The 22,123-nt window shown below is 45.1% G+C and carries 16 protein-coding genes; 2 read left to right on the top strand and 14 right to left on the bottom strand.

Annotated features, from left to right (window positions below; genetic code table 11):
- Positions 1–23: 23 nt before the first annotated feature.
- Positions 24–656 carry a 3'-5' exonuclease gene (locus tag OH461_RS18505; RefSeq protein ID WP_270022027.1) on the bottom strand — a complete coding sequence of 211 codons (633 nt, stop codon included), beginning with the start codon at positions 654–656 and terminating at the stop codon, positions 24–26.
- A gap of 11 nt (positions 657–667) precedes the next feature.
- Positions 668–2,494, bottom strand: coding sequence for a DUF294 nucleotidyltransferase-like domain-containing protein (locus tag OH461_RS18500; protein ID WP_270022026.1), 1,827 nt, complete (start codon positions 2,492–2,494; stop codon positions 668–670).
- A gap of 181 nt (positions 2,495–2,675) precedes the next feature.
- Here OH461_RS18500 and OH461_RS18495 point away from each other — a divergent pair, with 181 nt between their 5' ends.
- Together OH461_RS18495 and OH461_RS18490 are read left to right on the top strand one after the other, a co-directional pair.
- Entirely contained in the window at positions 2,676–3,860 is a 1,185-nt protein-coding gene (locus OH461_RS18495) for a 3-phenylpropionate MFS transporter (RefSeq protein WP_270022025.1), read from the top strand.
- Positions 3,861–3,963: 103 nt separating this feature from the next.
- Complete coding sequence (locus tag OH461_RS18490; RefSeq protein WP_270022024.1) at positions 3,964–7,392, top strand: hybrid sensor histidine kinase/response regulator; 3,429 nt, start codon at positions 3,964–3,966, stop codon at positions 7,390–7,392.
- A gap of 4 nt (positions 7,393–7,396) precedes the next feature.
- On the opposite strand, the gene OH461_RS18485 is transcribed toward OH461_RS18490, so the two are convergent.
- The 12 genes from OH461_RS18485 to OH461_RS18430 form a co-directional block, all read right to left on the bottom strand.
- Entirely contained in the window at positions 7,397–7,882 is a 486-nt protein-coding gene (locus OH461_RS18485; RefSeq protein ID WP_270022023.1) for a hypothetical protein, read from the bottom strand.
- Positions 7,883–7,988: 106 nt separating this feature from the next.
- Positions 7,989–9,716, bottom strand: a complete 1,728-nt coding sequence (locus tag OH461_RS18480; RefSeq protein WP_270022022.1) for a sodium:solute symporter family protein — start codon at positions 9,714–9,716, stop codon at positions 7,989–7,991.
- Positions 9,717–9,728: 12 nt separating this feature from the next.
- Entirely contained in the window at positions 9,729–9,992 is a 264-nt protein-coding gene (locus OH461_RS18475; RefSeq protein ID WP_270022021.1) for a DUF4212 domain-containing protein, read from the bottom strand.
- A gap of 351 nt (positions 9,993–10,343) precedes the next feature.
- Complete coding sequence (locus OH461_RS18470; RefSeq protein ID WP_270022020.1) at positions 10,344–10,979, bottom strand: response regulator transcription factor; 636 nt, start codon at positions 10,977–10,979, stop codon at positions 10,344–10,346.
- A gap of 165 nt (positions 10,980–11,144) precedes the next feature.
- Positions 11,145–12,920 (bottom strand): protein-disulfide reductase DsbD, encoded by a 1,776-nt coding sequence (locus tag OH461_RS18465; RefSeq protein ID WP_270022019.1) that lies wholly within the window; start codon positions 12,918–12,920, stop codon positions 11,145–11,147.
- A 173-nt stretch (positions 12,921–13,093) separates the two neighbouring features.
- Positions 13,094–13,561: an arginine repressor gene (locus tag OH461_RS18460; protein ID WP_270022044.1), complete on the bottom strand. Its 468-nt coding sequence runs from the start codon at positions 13,559–13,561 to the stop codon at positions 13,094–13,096.
- Between the two features lie 359 nt (positions 13,562–13,920).
- Entirely contained in the window at positions 13,921–14,385 is a 465-nt protein-coding gene (gene pyrI / locus OH461_RS18455) for an aspartate carbamoyltransferase regulatory subunit (RefSeq protein ID WP_260261253.1), read from the bottom strand.
- Between the two features lie 16 nt (positions 14,386–14,401).
- Positions 14,402–15,331 carry an aspartate carbamoyltransferase gene (gene pyrB / locus OH461_RS18450; protein WP_270022018.1) on the bottom strand — a complete coding sequence of 310 codons (930 nt, stop codon included), beginning with the start codon at positions 15,329–15,331 and terminating at the stop codon, positions 14,402–14,404.
- Positions 15,332–15,788: 457 nt separating this feature from the next.
- Positions 15,789–16,799, bottom strand: coding sequence for an ornithine carbamoyltransferase (locus tag OH461_RS18445; RefSeq protein WP_260261255.1), 1,011 nt, complete (start codon positions 16,797–16,799; stop codon positions 15,789–15,791).
- A 99-nt stretch (positions 16,800–16,898) separates the two neighbouring features.
- The gene (gene arcC, locus OH461_RS18440; RefSeq protein ID WP_270022017.1) at positions 16,899–17,810 is read right to left on the bottom strand and encodes a carbamate kinase; all 912 of its coding nucleotides are present in this window, start codon (positions 17,808–17,810) and stop codon (positions 16,899–16,901) included.
- Positions 17,811–17,880: 70 nt separating this feature from the next.
- A complete protein-coding gene (gene arcA / locus OH461_RS18435; RefSeq protein WP_260261257.1) occupies positions 17,881–19,104 on the bottom strand; it encodes an arginine deiminase in 1,224 nt (407 codons plus the stop codon).
- 1,142 nt (positions 19,105–20,246) lie between these two features.
- Positions 20,247–21,695 (bottom strand): YfcC family protein, encoded by a 1,449-nt coding sequence (locus tag OH461_RS18430; RefSeq protein WP_270022016.1) that lies wholly within the window; start codon positions 21,693–21,695, stop codon positions 20,247–20,249.
- Between the last annotated feature and the right edge of the window lie 428 nt (positions 21,696–22,123).

Genomic DNA, 22,123 nt, shown 5'->3' with positions numbered 1-22,123 from the left:
AGCGAGATGCCTCACAAACGAGGCTATCGCTGATAAGGAAAGTTGAGACTTGGCAGATCGCCCTTGGTTAAGCGAACAAACACTAATGCCGCAGAAATCGCGTCTTGTAAGGCATCGTGCTTATCTTGTAGCGGTAAATCGAGGTGTTTGCAGATGGCATCTAAACTTAAGTCGAAATAGGCATTGGGTAGGTGCTGCTCTAATTTGTCATGGTAGATCTGGCTCACTTCAATCAGCGGGCTAGGCAAAGGAAAACCAAGTTGTTTACGGCAAGCAATATCGAGAATCTTCTTATCATAGCGAATGTGATAACCCACTAGCGGGCGATTACCAATAAACTCGAGCAGCCGAATTAGGGCTTGTTTCTCATCTATGCCATCTTCGAGGTCTTTGTGGCGAATTTTATGGATGCGCACCGAACCAGAGTCGAGTGATTGCGGTGCCCGAAGGCGCACTTCAAACGGTTCACTGGTGATGATTCGATTACCAATAATTTTGGTTGCCGCGATGGTGACTAACTCAGCGCGATTGGGGTCTAAGCTGGTGGTCTCGCAATCCAACGAAACATACTCATTTTTATTGAGCTTGCCGAAATAGGGCTGATAGGGCGAGCCTTTAAGTTTGTAGTGCCAATAACGACGTTGTAGCCAGTTCATATCCGTACTCCTTAATCTCGGATTTGATAGTGATAACCTAAAAACTGTTTGAATTTCTTCACAACATGGAAGCTATGGCGGAGTAGGTCACGCTCGCTGCGCTCAAGCTGTTTCAGATCGATTCGGTTATGACTGTGTTGATTCGATAGCTGTTGATTAAGTCGTAACTTAAAGAACAGTTTCAGGGCTTCGGCCAAATTATCAGCGGTGTCCGGTTCGAGGATTTTTTTATTGGTTAACGCTTCAATCCGACAGAAGGTATTTTTGTCAGTTAAACCATATTCTAAGCTGAGGGTTCGTATGCCATGCACAATTGGGAAGATGCCCCCACTTTTAATATCAAGACCTTGTTTGTCTTTTTTGACGTTGCCAAACAGGGTTAGGGGAATCGAAAATTGCAGAGCCGGACGCGAGAAATCTTGCAGCGTCAGCATGTTATTGAACATAATCTTATGTAAGTGCTCACTTACCGGTAATAATATGTCTTTATTGCCAGCGACGGCGTGAGCATCGGCCATGATGGCTAAATTCATGACTTGTTCTGCGCTGGTGGCTTTCGACCATTGGCTAAGTGTGGTTTGCCATTCAGTTTGGGTTTTCACCCACTGCGGATTATTGACCATGACATTACCCGGGCAGAGCGGATAGCCGAGTTGCTGCAAGGTATGGGTGAGTTTTTCCATGATGGTGCCGCATTGGTGCCACTCTAAGCCATCTTTGATGATCAGTGCGTTGTCTTGATCGGTTTTGAGGATTTGTTCTCCGCGTCCTTCTGAGCCTAAAACAATCAAGCAGCAATGATCGTGCAGTGCGGGTGGCACGATGAGCTCAAAGGCTTTTTCGATGATTTGCTCGTTCACCGCAGAAATAAGCTCCATGATGAATCGAGTTCGAATGCCGTTGCTCAATAAGCTGTCGACCAATTGTCTTTGTCGGTTGGAAGCAATGGCTAACTCTTCTACGCTGCTGGCTCTGGCAATACTGAGCGTCAGTACATGAGAATGGGTTGAGAAGGCGCTCAGTATTTGGGTCATATCCAGCATGCCAACGGGCTGTTTACCATCGCAGACCATTAAACGCTTCATTCGGTTGCGGGTCATTTTGATCATGGCATTAAACAGAAAATCTCCATCATCAACATGCTCGACAGGAAAGGTAGCCACTTCTCCGACCGGAGTATCGAGCGGCAAACCGTCTAGCATTACGGCATGCAGCATGTTGGTACGAGTAATGATGCCGTAAGGTAATTCGTTGGGTGCTTTAGCTAAGCGTGGGTCGTCATTGGCGAGCTCAATTAATGCTGAGTCTAAAGCGTTGGATTTGAGCTCAGCAGTTACATGGTTTAATGGCTGAGAGTGCGGGATGACCATAGGTGGATGATAGATTTCACTATCGACTTTAGTCAGAATAAATTCCGCTAGATTTTTTTGCTGTTGAGCCGCATCGAGTAAGGCTTGCCGCTTGGCGAGGTTATTATCAAAGTAAGCGGCAAACTGACCATTTTGATTGTATAAATCGATAAACACTGACTTAGGCAGCAAGTAAGACAAGGTATCTTCTAGCGCGATATAGCTGTGTTTGGTTTGTCCTTCAAAAAGCGCTCGCACATCGAATAGATCATCATTGGCGTAATGCGCATAGATCTCTTTACCATCGCTAGATTGCTCTTCAACTGCGCCTTTAATCAAAATATGCAGATGGGAGCTGGCAGAACCAGATTGCAATATGGTCTCACGCTCACGAAAGTACGCCACATCTAAAGAGGAACGCAATGTTTGCTGTTGCGCCCCATTTAAACGATCAAACGGTGGAGATTGCATATTGAATTTGTCTGGCATGATTCACCTTGAAAATAACTATCTGCAAGGTAAGTGTGGCAAATTTAGTTCATGATTCCAGACGACTTTGGTCGAAAGCGATCAACTAATGAGGAAAGGTCTGAACAGACAATCTTCCCTTTTTATTCCCTAATTCTCAGTGGATAATACGCACCTTCAAGTAGTTGTATAAGAGGTCGTCATGCTCAAGCCATCCCCTTACGGTTGGATTTCTCAATATTTCATCGGATTCTTTTTTGCATACGGCGTTTATTTGCCTTTCTGGGCGCTATGGTTTGAAGATCAAGGTGTATCACCAACAGACATTGGTTTATTAGTGGGTATTGGCTTTGCCACTCGTTGCGTCGCTAACCTACTTATCACTCCTCGTATCCATAAAGTTGAGCATTTAATGCCAGCACTACGTTGGTTGAGCTTGGCGTCGCTAGCGTTTGTTGGCTTTCACTTTTTCACTGGTGGCAGTTTCTGGTTAATGGCTTTAGCGACAGTGCTATTTAACCTTTGTTGTGGCCCGATAGTGCCATTATCTGATGCTATGGCGAATTACTACTCGCGCTTAAAAATGCTTGATTATGGCCGCACTCGTTTATGGGGTTCGATCGCCTTTATCGGTGGTTCGACGGTAGTGGGTTATCTGGTTTCCATCTACGGCAGTGACATGATTTTATACACGGCATTCGCTGGCGTGTTGTTCTCATTGGTGGTGGGTATGCGCGCGACCAACCCAATGCCAGTCACTACCTCTGAGCAAAAGGCAGAGCGTCCAAATCTACTTGAGTTGTTGTCGGATAGCTCGGTGGTGAAGTTCTTACTGTTGGTTGCTCTAATTCAGGGCAGTCACGCGGCTTACTACAGTTTTAGTGCGATTTATTGGAAAGAAGCGGGCCATTCGGAAGATATCATTGGTTATCTGTGGAGCTTAGGTGTTGTTGCTGAGGTTCTGGTGTTTGCTTTGAGTAAGCGAATGTTCTCTGGTTGGGCATTACGCAGCTTGTTTGTGGTGGCATCTCTTGGTGTTGCAGTGCGTTGGGGATTAACCGCGTCAACCACCGCCTTGATTGCGCTAGTTGCGATTCAGTTACTGCATGGCGTTACGTTCGCTATGGCTCACATCGCGGCTATTCAATATATTCAAGAAGCGGAACAACATAAAATGGTGGCGCTTCAAGCGTTGTACAACGCAATTCCGCTGGGTGCATTTATCGCATTGATGACAGCATTAAGTGGTTGGGGTTACGAAAACTGGGGAGCGAATGTGTTCTGGGCTATGGCGGGTATGGGTATCTTGGCCTTGTTCATAAAACTGGATCGCCAACCATCTTCGGTTCAATCACTCGATAAAGCCGAGCCTGAAGCACAGAATTAGCCTCAACTGATTGATATTTAATCATACTGTTGTTTAATGAAACCTCTCCCTTTGGAGAGGTTTTTTGTTTTCAGTAAGCGAAAGAGCGCGGTAAGGATATCTCATGCAAGGATGGCTCGTGATTCCCGTATCGTTGTTATACCTAGGATTGTTGTTTCTAATTGCATGGTATGGCGACCGAAAATCGACTTGGTTAGCGAAATGGCGGCCATGGATATACAGCTTATCGATAGCTGTTTATTGTACCTCTTGGACTTTCTACGGCACGGTAGGGCAAGCCAGCAGTAACCCTTGGTCATTCTTACCCATCTACCTTGCACCTATTCTTGTCTTCACCTTTGGTTGGCGAATCTTAGCGCGACTTATTTTAGTCGCGAAACGTGAACACATTACGTCCATCGCCGACTTCATCGCTGCCCGTTATGGCAAATCCCAAGGTTTGGCGGTCGTTATTACCTTGATTGCGGTGATCGGTATTCTACCTTATATCGCGTTGCAATTACGCGGTATCACCATGGGGCTTGAAGTGATCGCGCCTCAGCTTGAAATGAAATCCGGTGGGGTAGATGTGTCATGGCTGGTGGTGATGGCCTTAGCAATTTTCACTATGCTGTTTGGTACTCGCCATATTGATAATACTGAGCATCATCGCGGTATGATGATGGCGATTGCGTTTGAATCTCTGGTTAAATTGGTCGCGTTCCTAGCCGTTGGCTGTTTTATTCTGTTTTTGGCCCTCGATCGCGATGACATCGTGTTGCTCGATATTGCCGCACAAACCTATCAGTCTCCCAATATTCCGACTCTCGTTATTCATACAGCATTGACCATGATGGCGATTCTCTGTTTGCCTAGGCAGTTCCATACCATGGTGGTGGAAAATGAAAGAGCCCAAGATTTACATACTGCTCGTTGGTTATTTCCGCTTTATTTGCTGTTAATGGGGCTGTTTGTTTTACCTATTGCTTGGGTAGGGCAAGGGCTATTAAGTGGCGTCAGTGCCGATACGTATGTGATCAGTTTACCTATGGCTTTTGGTGCGCCTGACATGGCGTTATTGGCCTTTTTAGGTGGCACATCCGCGGCCAGTGGCATGGTGATTGTTTCCACCATTGCCTTAGCCATTATGGTGTCGAATGATTTAGTGATGCCGCTGTTGCTGCGCAGAATGAAGCTGACTCAGCGCGATCACAGGCAGTTTTCCGGTATGTTACTGATTATTCGCCGCGCTTTGATCTTGTTGCTATTGCTTGGTGCATGGGGTTTTTATCAAGCGTTAGGAAGTATTCACTCACTGTCTGCGATAGGTTTTCTCTCTTTTGCGGCGATAAGCCAATTTGCTCCGGCATTGATTGGCGGGATGTATTGGCGTCAAGGTAATCGTAAAGGGGTGTACGTTGGGTTGCTGTTTGGTTTTACGTTGTGGCTAATCACCCTGATGTCAGCCACTGATATGTTAGCGGGTGATAGCCACAGTAATTTACTGTTGTGGATTATTGAGCCTCCGCTGTATTTGGCGGAAATGGGCATTCAGAGCTCGGATTGGGGCATAGTGCTGAGTTTAGTGGTCAATACTGCGTGTTATCTATTGGTCTCACTGGCAACACGGGCTAGCTTGAGTGAGCGACTGCAATCGGCATCGTTTATTGGTACGCCTTTACCTGAAAGTGAAAACATCAGTTTGTATCAAAGCCGAGTGACCGTTGCGGAGCTCGAAATGCTCGCCTCAAGGTTTGTCGGCCGAACTCGTGTTCGTAGTGCCTTTCAGCAGTTTTGGTCACAGCAGCGTGAAACCTTAATGCCCAACCAACAAGCGCCCTCCAGTTTGATTCGCCATACCGAGCGTGTGTTGGCTGGGGTGTTTGGTGCTTCATCTGCTAAGTTAGTGCTTACTTCTGCCTTGCAGGGAAGAAACATGCAGTTAGAGGAGGTGGCGACCATCGTCGATGAAGCCTCTGAGTTGTATGACTTTAGCCGAGGATTATTGCAAGGCGCGATTGAGCATATTGGGCAAGGCATTGCTGTCGTCGATAAACAGTTAAGGCTGGTGGCTTGGAACCAGCGTTATTTAGAGCTGTTTGTCTTTCCGCCGGGCTTGATTCAAGTTGGACGCCCAATAGCCGATGTAATTCGCCACAACGCGGAGCAAGGTCTATGTGGACCGGGCGATCCCGAAGATCATGTTCGTCGCCGTATTTACCATTTAGAGCAAGGCACAAGGCACACATCATCAAGGGTGCGAGCAGATGGTCGAGTGATCGAAGTGCAAGGTAATCCAATGCCCGGTGGTGGCTTTGTGATGAGTTTTACCGACATCACGGTGTTCCGCGATGCAGAACAAGCGTTAAAACAAGCCAATGAAACCTTGGAAGAGCGGGTACATGAACGTACACAGGAGTTGGAGAGCCTGAACAAGCAATTGGTCAGTGCGACCCAGCGTTCAGAGCATGAGTCTCAATCCAAATCTCGTTTTTTGGCGGCAGTAAGCCATGATCTGATGCAGCCACTTAATGCGGCTCGGTTATTTGCTTCATCCTTATCTGAAGTGGCGAAAGAGCAGGAAACACAAAAACTCGCGACTCATATCGAAAGTGCACTTGGCGCAGCCGAAGACTTAATCGGGGACTTACTGGATATTTCAAGGTTGGAGTCAGGCAAGTTAGATGTGAATGTGTATGGCTTTGCTATTAACGATGTATTAGCCAATCTAAACGCGGAGTTTAGTGCTCTAGCGAAGCAGCAAGGTATCGAGTTTGCGATGATACCGAGTCAGTTATTGGTTCAGTCGGATCCTAAGCTTCTGCGCCGAGTGGTGCAAAACTTCCTAACCAACGCATTCCGTTATAGTCCGAAAGGTAAAGTGCTGCTTGGTGTGCGCCGAGTTGGCGAATATGCTCGGATTGAGGTTTGGGATAATGGCTTAGGTATTGATGAAGATAAACAGCAAGAAATCTTTGAAGAGTTTAACCGTGGTAGCCAAGTGCGTTATGACCAAGGCTTAGGGCTAGGTCTCGCTATCTCGAAAGGGATCGCCAATGTATTAGGCCATCAAATCTCAATGCGCTCTTGGCCGAGCAAAGGCAGTGTATTTTCCATTACGTTAAAACAAGCCGATTCAGCAGCGGTACAGAAGCCTTTAGTACAACCTCAGAGCGCACCGTCTGATCTAAGCCACCTCAACGTGCTTTGTGTGGATAACGAAACTGACATCTTGATTGGTATGGAGCAGCTATTGGCAAGGTGGGGATGTAGCGTTCGCACGGCGACGGATTTGGTCGGCACTCTGAAACTCATCGACGAAGAGTGGCGTCCAGATGTGATTTTGTCGGATTACCGTCTAGACAATGGTCGCACTGGTCTGGAAGTGTTACAGCAGTGTCGTTTGCGTTTAGGGGATAGCTTTATCGGCGTTATCATTAGCGCTGACCGCGCTAATGAGATGCTCGATGGGATTAAATCGAACGGATTCAGTTTTATTCCAAAACCGGTTAAGCCGTTGAAGCTTAGAGCGATTCTAAATCGAGTGGATTAACGTTTTAGTTATCGGTAAACAACGTTTCGTACTTGGTAAATAAGGTTTGAGTGTCGCCATAATATAAGGTGCCATCGGCTTTAATGGCCACTCTCAACCAGCTTTCTTCTGAGCTTGGCGCGGGTAGTGTTACGTACCACTGAGTGCCAGATTCATCGCGGCTTTGCATGTTGATAGGCGTACCTTGCTCGTCTTGGCTATCGACTAAAGAGAGTTTAATTCCCTCGAGAGGAAAGGCTGATTTTAATGACAGTTCAAGCGCATCTTGAGTATGTTTTTCTGCACGAAATTGCACTTTAAATTCACCATTGACCATGTCACATAAGCCACTGGTGTAACGACAATTAGATTTGCTGAGTAGCTTGTAGGATTGACCTTTCTCTGCGGCATGCGGCTTTTCACTGACCGCTAAATCCACCCCAAAGTAAGCGATGACAGAGAGAATTGGCGCAACTAATAAGGCAATAATGAAGTGCTTGTTCTTGAACATTGTCGGCTTCCTTGCAACTAACGTTAATACTTGGGCATGTTTAAGATAAACAGAGTTTTAGGATAAAAAAAGCCCCCGTAGGGGCTTTTGTGTTTTGAGTGTTATATTAGTGATCTACCGCACCGCCAGCACCTGCTGGAACACGTACGTGCTCAACCAAGTCTTTCACTTCTTGTGGTGTTTCTGCTGTCACTTTCGATACAGCGAACGCAACGATGAAGTTGAATAGTGCACCGATAGCGCCGAAGGCATTTGGTTCGATACCTAAGAACCAGTTGCTGCCCCAGCTTTCTAGGTATTTCCAGTCAGCAACAAACAAGATGCCTTTGTGTTGGAATACGTAGAATAGCGTGATACTGATACCTGCGATCATACCGGCAATCGCACCCTCTTTATTGATCCCTTTACTGAAGATACCCATCATCAACGCAGGGAAGATGGAGGAGGCAGCAAGACCAAAGGCGAGTGCTACCGTACCGGCGGCAAAGCCCGGCGGGTTGAGGCCGAGATAACCGGCGACTGCAATGGCGACTGCCATGGATATCCGGCTGGCGAGCAGCTCTTTCTTCTCGGAGATATTCGGATTGATGACCCCTTTAATCAAGTCATGGGAAATGGCCGAAGAGATGGCAAGTAGTAGACCCGCAGCGGTTGAAAGCGCCGCCGCTAAGCCACCCGCAGCGACTAAAGCGATTACCCAGTTAGGCAGTTTCGCGATCTCAGGGTTAGCCAATACCATGATGTCACGGTCCACTTTCAGCTCGTTAGTTTCTTTGCTTGAAGTGTACTGAATTGCGCCGTCACCATTCTTATCATCAAAGCCTAGTAGACCTGTTTTCTCCCAGTTCTTGAACCAGTCAGGACGCTCATCATAAGCAAGGTGCTTACCTGGTGCTGGGTTTACTGTATCCATTAGGTTTAGACGAGCCATCGCAGATACTGCTGGTGCTGTTGTATATAGAATCGCGATGAATAGTAGTGCCCAACCTGCTGACGTACGTGCATCGCGCACTTTCGGTACAGTGAAGAAACGGATGATTACATGTGGCAGACCCGCAGTACCAATCATCAGTGACATGGTGTAGACAAACATGTTGAGAGTGTCGCCACGGACTTGAGTGGTGTATTCACTAAATCCGAGTTCGGTCACCACTTGATCGAGCCGGTCGAGTAGATAGACATCCGTCCCGGCGATGGTACTGCCTAAGCCGATTTGTGGTAGAGGGTTGCCTGTCAGTTGCAGAGAGATGAAGATTGCTGGAATAGTGTATGCAAGAATGAGTACGCAATATTGAGCAATCTGCGTATAGGTTATCCCTTTCATACCACCCATTACCGCGTACATGAATACGATACACATACCGATTAACAGGCCAGTTGAATAATCCACTTCAAGGAAACGGCCAAAGGCAACGCCCACCCCTTTCATTTGACCGATAACATAAGTCACCGATGCAATGATCAGACACACGACCGCCACTACGCGAGCGGTGTTTGAATAGAAACGTTCGCCAACAAACTCAGGCACGGTGAATTTGCCGAACTTACGTAGGTAAGGTGCTAAAAGTAGAGCAAGTAGTACATAGCCACCTGTCCAACCCATTAGGAATACACTACCGCCGTAGCCCATAAAGGCAATCAAACCGGCCATAGAAATGAACGATGCTGCTGACATCCAGTCAGCGGCGGTTGCCATGCCGTTCGCAATTGGGTTTACCCCGCCGCCAGCAACATAGAACTCTTTAGTTGATCCAGCACGAGCCCAGATCGCGATACCGATGTAGAGGATAAAAGTCGCACCTACAACGAGATAAGTAATTGTTTTCAAGTCCATCAGAGTTGCTCCTTACTCATCCACATCAAATTCGCGGTCGATTTGGCGCATCTTCCACGCGTAGTAGAAAATAATGCCTAAGAAGGTGTAGATTGAGCCTTGCTGAGCAAACCAGAATCCAAGTTTGTAACCACCTATTTGAAATTGGTTAAGCACATCAACAAATAAGATGCCGCAGCCAAAAGATACGACAAACCATACGATCATTAAGTTGACCATCAGTTTTACGTTCTTGTTCCAGTAGGCTTTGGCTCGTTCCTCGCTTTCAAACGCCATTGCCGTCTCCTTACGATTGTTTGTTGTTAATAAAATGTTTCAGGATTTACAATAGCAAGGTGTTGGCAAGAACTCTTTTCAACTTTAGTCGCGGCAATAAAAACAAAAAACGCCCATTTATTGGGCTGTTATGGCAATGGGTGTGATTTTTGTGATGTTAATGTTGTGTTAAATTAGCCAAAGGTCTAAGGCGATAGTCTAATTTATTGTTGAATTTATTAACTGAGATAGAAGTTTCAGCGCTATAGAACAAAACTTCTCACAGGATGAGGTGTAGAGAAAGGCGAGGAAGTCAGCATGACTGACTTCCGTGAGGCGTGAAAAACTACGGTGTAGTGAAGAGCGCGTGTATTAAGCTTCTGACTCGAGTTGTTGAAGCAAAATAACCGCTTGAGTTCGATTTTTAACGCCTAGTTTGCGGAAAATGGCCGTCATATGGGCCTTGATGGTTGCTTCCGATACATTTAACTCATAAGCGATCTGCTTATTCAATAATCCATCAGATAGCATTCCCAGCACTTTGTATTGTTGGGGCGTTAACGTTGCTATTTTTTCCGCTAAATCATTACATGCTGCATTGTTGGTGATCGATCCTTCAGGAAAGAAAGGTTCGCCATTTAAGACTTGGTTAAGCGCGCTGATTAGCTCGCGCATGTCGCTAGATTTAGGGATAAAGCCAAATGCGCCATGGCTTTTTACTTGAGTGACAACCGCTGGCTCTTCGCTGGCAGACACTACAACAATAGGTAGGTCTGGATACTCCGCTCGTAATTGCATTAGACCAGACATGCCGTTAGCTCCGGGCATTTTAAGATCGAGGAGCAACAGATCTGGCTCAGGTTCTTTAGTTAGAAGGTTTAATAGTGCTTCTAGAGAATCAGCTTCCAATAGGTTCGCGCCACTGATCGCCATGTGAATAGATTGAAACAGGGCATTGCGAAACAAGGGGTGATCATCGGCAATGATAATAGTGTAAGTCGAATCCATGACGTTAATCACTTATTGTAATTTGGTTAATGGAATTATTAACCCGTTTGCGTCATTGAACAATCTTTAGGCAGTAAAAGTCTGAACTAAATCGAGTTTTACCGATTGTTAATAGAAAGGACAATACCCTGTGTTTTGGGCATTGTCCTTTGGGAAGGGAGAGTTTTAGAGCTGGTGGCTGTCTAGGTGAGCTAAGAAAGTCTCTGCTGGCATAAAGCCTGTAATACGAGCATTGGTGATGTGTTCACCTTGTGCATTCCAAAACTCGATGGTTGGCAAGCCAAGCACATTCAACTTTTGCAGCATCTCAATGTCTTGCAGTTCATTCTTAGTCACGTCTGCTTGCAGTAATACAAAACCCGTTAAACGCGCTTCAACATTCGGTGTATGGAAAGTGTATTTCTCAAACTCTTTACATGCCACGCACCAGTCGGCATAGAAATCGAGCATCACGGGTTTACCGGCTTGTTTTGCGGCTGCCAGTTGTTGCTCTAGCTGGTTTACATCTTTGATGCGGATGAACTCAACGCTATGTTCACGGCTTTGTTGTTGAGTCGGGTTAATCCAATGATTGATCAGCGGTTGCGCTGAAACAAACAGACCCAATACCGCGATAATGCCTACTGTGCTTTGTTTCCAGCCACCAAAAGGCAGGCTGTTTTTACAGTGGTATAGCCAACCAAAGGCCACAATACCGAGCGCAGACCAAAGCACCGTTGACCAGAACTCAGGGATCAAACGTTCGAGTAAGAAGATTGGCGCTGCGAGTAGAATAAAGCCAAATAATGTCTTTACTCTGTCCATCCAACCGCCCGCTTTCGGTAGTAATTTATTACCAAAGACCGCGGCGAGAATAAGTGGAATACCCATACCCATCGCAAGCGCGTAAAGGGCAATTGCCCCTGTCAGTAGATCACCGCTTTGCGCGACGTAAAGTAATGCACCGGAAAGTGGTGCCGTAGTACAAGGTGAGCAAACTAAACCGGATATTGCGCCCATCGCGAACACTCCAACCGAACTGCCACCTTGCTGTTTATTACTCAGACCGCTAAGCCATGTTTGCACGCTTGCCGGGAGTTGTAGGGTGTATAAGCCAAACATAGAAGCGGCCAACACAACAAACAAAACACTTAAACCTACCAATACATAAGGATGTTGCATCGCGGCTTGGAACTGCATCCCCGCAGAAGCGACTACTAAGCCTAATAGGGTATAAGTGAGTGCCATGCCTTGCACATAAATGAAAGATAAGCCTAGCGCGCGGCGGTGAGATAGTTTGCCACTGCCCAAAACAATACTGGTTAAGATTGGGTACATCGGTAATACACAAGGCGTAAATGCGAGGCCTACCCCCAATGCTAAGAAGAGTAACGGCGTCCACCAATTGTCAGCCAGTTTATCTGCTAACGAGCTCTCTTTTGATACAGGAGCATCATTGGTTACTGATGTGGATTGCGTTTTCGTCGGGCTATCGACTGTCGCTGATGCCGAGGTAAAAGGCTCCAGTTCAATCATGCGCGTTTCAGGTGGGTAACAGAACCCCGCTTTAGCGCAGCCTTGATATTGGACGATCAGTCGTGCGCCATCTTGATAAGTTTCTAAGGGCACTTCAACAAACAGTGGTTGAGTGTAGATGTGTACATCGCCAAAAAACTCATCTTTGTGCGGCGTACCGTCGCGCATTTCAGGTGTGCCGATTTGAGCTTTTTCCGCACTGATAGCGATGCGCTCTTGGTAGAGGTAATAATCTTGTTTTACCTGCCAATCGAGAAAAACTTTGTCGCCTTGCTGGTAATAGTTAAACGGGAAAGCTTCGTCAACAGGCACAAAGCGATTGCTATCGTTGCCGAGTAGAGAGGTGGAATTGTTGTTGAACAATGCCATCGCAGGGGCCGATAGCGTGGCAACACACAGCAGTATGAGCGAAAAAACAAAACGCATAACAGGTCACTTATTTAAAATTTGGTTTATTTTATACCCAATAGAGACCATTTTTCTCCTGCTTGCGAGAAAAAAGTCCTCATTGACTCAATAGGACAGGGAAATCAGCCAAATAGTTTCAAATAAGCGTAAAGAAAGGAAGTTGGGTGACCAGCACCCAACTTTAAGTAGAGTTAAGCAACCCCTAAGCGGGTTTTCACTACGCGTTCACACGCGTCAATGTTTTGCACATCTTTTGGAATCACTAATACAGTATCGTTACCGCCCACAGTACCAAGAATTTCGGTATGCGGGTCAATATCAACTAAGCGAGCCACAAGTTGCGCACTGCCAGGGTGAGTCTTTACAACAACCATTGCTTGGTTGTGGGTAATGAACTCAATTTGAGAAGAAATCGACGACTCTACTCGAACCGGCGCTGTTTCTACGGTAATGCAGTACACTTTTTTGCCACAGGCATTTTGTACTTTCACTACCCCTAATTGGGACAACAAGCGCGACACTGTAGATTGGCTAATTCCTTCAAAGCCTATTTTTACTAACGCTTCTCTTAGATCATTTTGAGTACTAAAACTTTGTTGTTGAAGCAGTCTCTTACAGGCAGCAGTTAGCGTTTTATCTTCGGCATATTGGTTTGCCATAGGGTTTAGAGTTTCACTCACGGGAACTCCTTACATATCGACGTATGGATTAGGTTCATCCTTGGTAATGGTTGCACTCGCCGATCCTCGGAGTGACTTTAGTTCAGTATTGGTCACTTGTGCATGATGACGGCATGAGACTTTCGCCAGAAGGTGTCATTGTGCAGGGTGACTTTGAATAGTGCAGCTAGTTTACCACCAAAGGGTAGGCGGCTTTTTGAAGGGGATCTCAATTATAAAACCAGTTTAATGGTCTGATTTTTCTAATAAAAAAAAGTTAAAATGGATATTTATGCCCTAATTGGCATAAATATCCAGTGTGTTATTTTACGAATGTGGAGATTCGTGTGCTACTCGGCTTAGCGAGCATCCTGCATAATTTCGCGAGAGAATACTTTTTCACAATAGTGGCATTTCAGCTGAATATCTTCTGCTTTTTGCTGTACTTTAAAGTTACTTTCTACTGGTTCACCGTGAGAAATACAGTTGCTGTTCGGGCAAACAAAAATGTTCTTAATACGCTCTGGTAATGAAAGATTAAGCTTGTTCACTACCTTGTATTCTTCAATTTGGTTTACCGTTGCTTTTGGTGCGTAAAGCGCAAGCTGGTTTGCTTGATCTTCTGTTAGGTAGACGTTTTCAATCTTAATCAGATCTTTGCCACCTAGAGCAGATGAAGGTAGGTTCAAACCAATCGTGATGCGCTGATTGCTCTTGTGCATTTTGAACAGCTTAAGCACTTTAATGCCTACGTTTGCAGGGATGTGGTCAATTACACTACCGTTGCGAATCGCTTCTACTTGAAGTTGAGTTTGTTTCACCATGATATGTCTCCTGCAATTAAACTGTTTCGTTTAGAACAAGTGCCAATAGGGCTTCACGCGCGTACACGCCGTTTTCAGCTTGTTCGAAGTAGTAAGCGTGTTTGGTTTTATCTACGTCAGTCGTGATTTCATCGACACGTGGTAGTGGGTGTAGCACTTTTAGGTTGTCGCGTGCTTCAGTTAGTGTTGCCGCTGTTAGGATGAATGCCGATTTCATGTGTGCGTATTCTGATTCATCGAAGCGCTCTTTCTGTACGCGCGTCATGTACAGAACGTCTAGTTCAGGGACAACTTCTTCGATGTTGCTGTGCATTGAGAATTTAATGCCCGCTTCATCGAGCTCTTCGCAGATGTAATCTGGCATCGCGAGTGCATCTGGTGCGATGAAGAAGAAGCGCACGTTGTCGAATTTTGCCAGTGCTTGAGTCAACGAGTGCACAGTACGGCCGTATTTTAGGTCACCGACGAATGCGACGTTGAGGTTGTCTAACGTGCCTTGCGTTTCGTAGATAGAGAACAGGTCAAGCAGGGTTTGAGTTGGGTGTTGGTTAGCACCGTCACCGCCGTTGATCACTGGCACGCCGTTGGAAAACTCTGCAGCTAAGCGAGCAGCGCCTTCTTGAGGGTGGCGCATAACATAAGCGTCAACGTAAGAAGAGATAACTTGCACTGAATCCGCTAGTGATTCGCCTTTTTTCGCCAGTGAAGTGTTACCACCGTTATCAAAGCCAATCACTGTGCCGCCTAAACGTTGAACCGCAGTTTCAAACGATAGACGAGTACGAGTTGACGGTTCAAAGAAGCAGCTCGCTACTACTTTGTTTTTCAATAGTTCAGGGTTCGGCTCTGCTTTGAGTCGTGCTGCTGTATCGACAATCAGCTCAAGCTCAGCTCGGCTTAGTTCAGGAATGGAGATAATGTGCTTGTTGAATAACGAATGCGCCATAACAGTCTTTCCTCGCCAGGTTAGGTAAACATCAGACAAAAAAAAGCCCCCTAATAATTAGGAGGCTTGAATACGATCAATAGAGTAAGAAGAAATCAGCAACGACGCCGATAATTTTTGGCGTGTCGTTAAATAAATTAGCGCGGCTAATAGCGATTTCATCTGATACTCCTTAGACAAATTGCGGAGGATTATACGGACAAATTTTCGCCTTGCAAGGGTTAATGTAAAATATCCAACTATCGGATATTTATGCATATTTTGGATGTTTTAGGTAATCTGAGGAAGGTGTTGATTGGTAAGGTTTAACGAGGAGTTGAATGAAATTTTGACGAAAAAAAATGCGGGCTTTATTCGAAGTTATACGAGAGTTACTTCGAATGCGGCCCGCATTCCCTGCTCAATCAAACCCTAGCTACTGGAGAACGGTTTCGCCAAGGTCGATGTTTTCGGCAAGTTAGTCGCCTAGAGTTGCAACCATTACTGCTTTGATAGTGTGCATGCGGTTTTCAGCTTCGTCGAATACGATAGAGTGTTTAGACTCAACCACTTCGTCTGTTACCTCAACACCATCTTTAAGTTGTGGGTATTCTTGAGCAAGCTCTTTACCTACAGTAGTGTCTTCGCCGTGGAATGCTGGTAGACAGTGCATGAATTTCACATCTGGGTTACCAGTTGCTTTGATCATGTCCATGTTTACTTGGTAAGGCATCATTAGGTTGATACGCTCAGCCCATGCTTCTTTCGCTTCACCCATAGATACCCATACGTCAGTGTATAGGAAGTCACAACCTTGAACGCCTTCTTTCACGTCTTCAGTTAGAGTGATTTTCGCGCCAGTTTCTTCTGCGATTTCACGACATTGAGCCACTAGAGCTTCTTCAGGCCAGAATGCTTTAGGAGCAACTAGACGGATGTCCATACCCATTTTCGCAGCACCAACCATTAGAGAGTTACCCATGTTGTTACGAGCATCGCCTAGGTAAGCAAACTTGATTTCACGAAGTTGTTTGCCACGGCCGTGTTCCATCATAGTTAGGAAGTCAGCAAGGATTTGAGTTGGGTGGAATTCGTCAGTTAGACCGTTCCATACTGGAACACCTGCGTATGCACCTAGCTCTTCTACGATTTCTTGACCGAAGCCACGGTATTCAATACCGTCGTACATGCGACCTAGAACTCGAGCTGTATCTTTCATTGACTCTTTGTGACCAATTTGAGAACCAGATGGGCCTAAGTAAGAAACTTGAGCGCCTTGGTCAAATGCCGCAACTTCGAATGCACAGCGAGTACGAGTTGAAGTTTTCTCGAAGATTAGAGCAATGTTTTTGCCTTTTAGACGTGGTTGCTCATAGCCGTTGTATTTCGCTTTTTTCAGCTCAGCAGATAGATCCAACATGTGTTGAATTTCGCGAGGAGTAAAGTCTAATAGTTTTAGGAAGTTACGGTTGCGTAGGTTGAAAGCCATGATGTTTTCCTTCTATTTAAAAAACGCTCTTTCTGTGCAGGGAAAGTAGGGGTGAAAGAGCGTTGGTAGTCGTTAAATTCGTTATTGCTGTTTCAAAGATTAGTTGTTACGGATGCAAGTGCCCGCTTCGCCTTTAAGGATGCGTAGGCCATCTTGTAGAGCACCGATACCAACTAATTTGCCGCCTTGATTGATGAACTCACAAGAGGCGTCGATTTTTGGTCCCATTGAACCTGCGTCGAACTGGTACTGTTTCAACTCTTCAGGAGTTGTTGAGTGCAGTGCGTGCTGAGTTGGTTTACCCCAATCTAGGTAGACCGCATCCGCATCAGTCAGAATCAATAGAGCGTCTGCGCCAAGCTGCTTCGCTAGGAATGCTGCTGACATGTCTTTGTCGATTACTGCTTCTACACCAACCAGTTTGCCGTTTTCACGTTTCACTGGGATACCGCCACCACCAGTACAAATCACAAGGTGACCTTGATCGATAAGTGTGGTGATTGCATCGTGTTCAATAATGCCAGTTGGTAGTGGGCTAGGAACTACGCGGCGGAAGTACTCGCCATCTGGTTTGATTGTCCAGTTGTATTTCTCTGCCATTTCGCGAGCTTCTGCTTCTGCGTAAACAGGACCAATTGGCTTAGTTGGGTCTACAAATGCTGGATCTTCAGGATCAACAGTCATTTGAGTTAGCATGCACGTTACGTTTGCTTCAGGAATTTGGTTTTTGAATTCCTGCATTAGCATGTAACCGATCATGCCTTGAGTTTCACTACCTAACACGTCAAGCGGGTAAGGATTTACTTTCTTGTATTCAAGACCTTGCAGAGCTAACAGACCAACTTGTGGGCCGTTACCGTGTACTAGAACCACGTTGTACTCTTGAGCAATTTTTGCAATGGTGTTTACCGCAATCTCAATGTTATGGCGTTGAACATCTGCTTCTAGTGGCTGACCACGACGAAGTAGAGCATTACCACCTAGAGCGACAACAACAGTTTGCTTAGTCATATTCTTATTCTCTTTGCAGTGGGTTGAGGTGGTGGAGCCACCTCAACCGATTTACCCTAGTAAAACTTTATTAGATGCCGTCACGTTCGATTGGGCAGCTCATGCAGCGAGCACCACCACGACCACGACCTAGTTCGTCACCTGGGATAGGTAGAACTGTGATACCAGCTTTGTCGTATTTCTCGTTGGTGTAAGTGTTACCTTCGTAACCAATTACTACGCCTGGTTTCACTGTTAGAACGTTGTTCGCGTCGTTCCATTGCTCACGTTCTGCGTGGAAGTTGTCACCACCAGTAGTGATTAGGTTTAGCTTGTCTACGCCTAGTGCTTTTTCGATAGCAGTAACGAAGTAACCTTCTTCTTTCACGTTTACAGCGCCAGATTCGTCGCCAGTTAGACTCCAGCATTTCACATCTTTACGAACCACTTCTGGGTAAACAGAGAATGTGTCTTCGTCCATGTGAGTCATTACTGTATCTAGGTGCATGCAAGAGCGGTGTTTAGGTAGCTCCATTGCAATGATTTGTTTCGCTTGACCGTGTTTGAATAGGCCAGATGCTAGGTGCTCAACACCTTGTGCAGTAGTACGCTCAGACATACCGATAAGTACAGTGCCACGACCGATAACAAGTACGTCACCGCCTTCGATAGTTGCGTTGTCGTAGTTGATGCTTTCGTCATCGCCGAAGTACTTGATGAAGTCTTGACCAGCGAATGTTGGGTGCCAACGGTAGATAGCGCGAACGTGGTTTGTTTCACGTTGACGAGCTGGTTTAGCCATTGGGTTGATAGATACGCCGCCGTATACCCAGCAAGAAGTGTCGCGAGTAAATAGGTGGTTTGGTAGAGGTTCGATGATGAAGTCAGTTGGAGCGTGTAGACCTTGCATCATTGAAGAAGATTTCATTGGCATCTCTGCGTAAGAAAGACCACCAGTAAGAATCTTAGCTAGCTCTAGGTTTGGAAGATCACTTAGGTAAACGCGAACGTCGTTTGCGAATGTTTTACCTAGACGGTAATCAGAAACTTGATGGCTAAGTAGCCATTCTTTTGCTTCTGGCACTGCTAGAGTGTCAGCTAGTAGGTCAGTCAGTAGTAAAACTTCAGTGCCTTGCTCGCGAAGTGTCTTAGTGAATACATCGTGTTCTTCACCTGCACGTTCTACTGCTAATACGTCATCGAACAACAAGTCGTGGCAGTTAGAAGGTGTTAGGTGAGTAAGAGCGCGTCTAGGGCGGTGAACAAGAACGCGACGTAATTGACCGATTTCAGAACCTACGTAAAACTTACTCATGATCGTATCTCTCTATTAATTGAATTAATTTTTATTTCTAAAAACTAATATTTATTTTGTAGGGAATATAAGATGAATTTTTTAATTCATTTCTCTTGTCTGGAATTCATATTACCCCTCTCTGGCGGGGGATCTTAGAGGTCAATCACAGTTCGATTTATATTGTTTTTGGGTGTTTTTTAGCCGAGGTTAACAATATCTATTCACTGTTAACAATGCATAAAGTTAAAGGTCTTAAGCTGTTTTTGGGGAAGTTTATGCACCAAATTGACTTGTGAGTGAGTGTTTTTGAATAAACCGGAAACTTTATTCCTCTGAAAAACAACTGTTACTTTAGTCAAAATATGAATATATGCATTTATTTGTGCTAGTTAGTTGATTTCGCGACGCGAATTAATCTTCTGGTAACAAAAAAAATATCGTCAAATATTACTTTGATCACATATTGAAAATGGTTCAAAAATGGCTTTTTTAATCAATTAAAACGAGTGGAGTTAATGGGGCTGTTTAATCGATTAAATTAAGTAAATGATGTGCGTTATAAATAGCGAATAAAAGTAAATAAATATGCCAAATAACAACGTGCACACAATTAGTGTAAAAAATACTCGAGGGATTATTGCCTGATTCTATCAATGTATTGGTTATTTGATGGCTTGAAAAAGCTCGCTCGGACTCGCCGGCTGTGAGGGTAAAAATAGTGGTCATTAATTAGCAACACGTTCAGTTAAGGCTAGGCCAGTTAGAGAAAGCAGCTTGAAGGAGTACTCCTGAAATAAGTGATATTAAGGCACGGACTGAAATCGCTTAGCGCTGGGCAAGTGAATGGCAATCATCGGGTTCAAAGGCATTCCATAGACTGCTATGTATATCGCATGCACCTTGCCGCGAGAAGAGTGTCGTCGCCATTAAGGGGAAGGGCGTTTTGCTTTGGTCATCGTTAATCGATTCAGAGCATAGAGTTCTGGGATAGCGCTTAGCTTGGGTTCTTTGGGAAGCTGAGGTGTTGAACGTTAGACTCGCGAGAGTTCATTGCTTAGAACAAGTAAAAAGATTAGGCCTGCGTAGGCGGTGTTTTAAAAAGTTTAAGGCAATAAAAAAGCCGCCCGGAGGCGGCTCAAACTATGCGGTCTACTTAAGGATTAAAGCATTGCGCCTAAGCTAAGTACGATGATGCAGAATACAAGCAAAATACCTAGTAGCGGTGCTACCCATTTCACCCAGCGTACGTAAGGAACGCGAGCGATTGCTAGACCACCCATTACTACCGCTGATGTAGGAGTAATTAGGTTAACTAGACCAGAAGCAGATTGGTAAGCAGTGATTACAAGCTCACGACCTACGCCAGCGAAGTCTGCAAGTGGCGCCATGATTGGCATAGTTAGTACCGCTAGACCTGAAGTTGAAGGTACTAGGAACGATAGTAGAATTTCTAGGAAGAACATTACGTTAATGAACACTACTGACGATAGGCCAGTTACCATTTGCTCAGCAGAGAACAAAATAGTGTCAGTGATCATACCGCGGTCCATTACTACAACGATACCACGAGCAATACCGATGATTAGTGCTACACCAAGTAGGTCACGTGCACCGTCGATAAAGCTAGACGTGAACTCTTCTTCGCTCATACGAGCTACGATACCCGTTAGGATTGTTGCTGCTAGGAACATCGCAGAGATTTCTGCCATCCACCAACCTGCAACAGATACACCGTAGATCATCACACCGAAAGATGCAGCGAAGATAGTAAGAATAAGTTTACGAGTACCAGTGAACTCTAGCGAACCAGCATCAGCGTTCTTAAGGAAGTGTGCTTTGTTCTCTTCGTATTTGTCGTAAACGATAGATTTAGTTTGGTCAGCGCGAACCATGCGAGCATAACGCATTACGTAAGCAACACAGATACCCCAACCGATAACTAGCATGATAACGCGTAGTACAATACCGTCAGTGAATGGAATGCCTGATGCGTTTGCTGCGATTACCGTTGCAAATGGGTTAATCGTTGAACCTAGTACACCGATACCTGCACCTAGAAGAACGGTTGCTGCTGCTACTAGAGGGTCAAAGCGAGCTGCCATCATAACTGGTACAAGAAGGGTGTAGAATGGTAGTGACTCTTCCGCCATACCGTAAATGGTACCGCCTGCGGCAAATAGTGCCATCAGTATAGGAATCATCATTTCTTCACGGCCTTTCAAGCGGTCTGTAACTCGCTCGATACCAGCATCGATTGCGCCTGTTTTAGTAACAAGACCTAGGAAACCACCGATGATAAGAATGAATAGTGAAACGTCGATTGCTGCCGCTTCGTAAGAGTTGTGGTCGTAGAAACCATCGATTGGCGCTAACAAGACATCAATAACGCCTTGTGGGTTGCCTTCAACGGCTTGGTAAGTACCAGTTACTGGAACTTCACGGCCTAAGTCTTCGTTCATTGCGCGGTCATATTGACCTGCAGGAACGATCCAAGTCATTAGAGCGACTAGGGCGATAAGAACAAATAAAATGGTGTATGCGGAAGGGAACTTAAAGTTGGCAAAGAAGCCGCCTTTTTTCTCTTCATTTTGTACAGTCTGGGTTGTCATGGCTATCTCCTTACTTTTATACGAAATAAAAGTGAATCAGCGACTAATAGGTATAGTTATAAAAATTAAATAACCGTTAAGTTATTAACTTTTGTTATTGGAATATATTAAATATCAACGAGCTTAATTATTAAAATAATCTGCTTGGTCGATATTGTAAGAGCGGATTGAAACCGTAACTTTGGTGATCTTCACAAAAAAATAGCTCATATTTTTTGAGTGGAAACTTTAAGGTTTTCACTAGGGTTAATTGGTTAACTTATTGGGATTTATATGCTCGGTTAGTTATGTGCTATACGTTCTTTAGGGCAGTTTTTGCAAAGCTAGGAATAAAGTGGGAATTTTATTCATTTATATTGAATAGTGCTATTAATTGAACTTTTGAGCATGTTTTTGACTAATGTCAAAATTGTAGTGTGATCTAGATA

Source organism: Vibrio sp. LaRot3 (assembly GCF_027587025.1).
In the GTDB taxonomy this organism is placed as follows: domain Bacteria; phylum Pseudomonadota; class Gammaproteobacteria; order Enterobacterales; family Vibrionaceae; genus Vibrio.
Note: the sequence above shows the minus strand (reverse complement) of the source record. Positions and strands in the feature narration are given on the sequence as shown.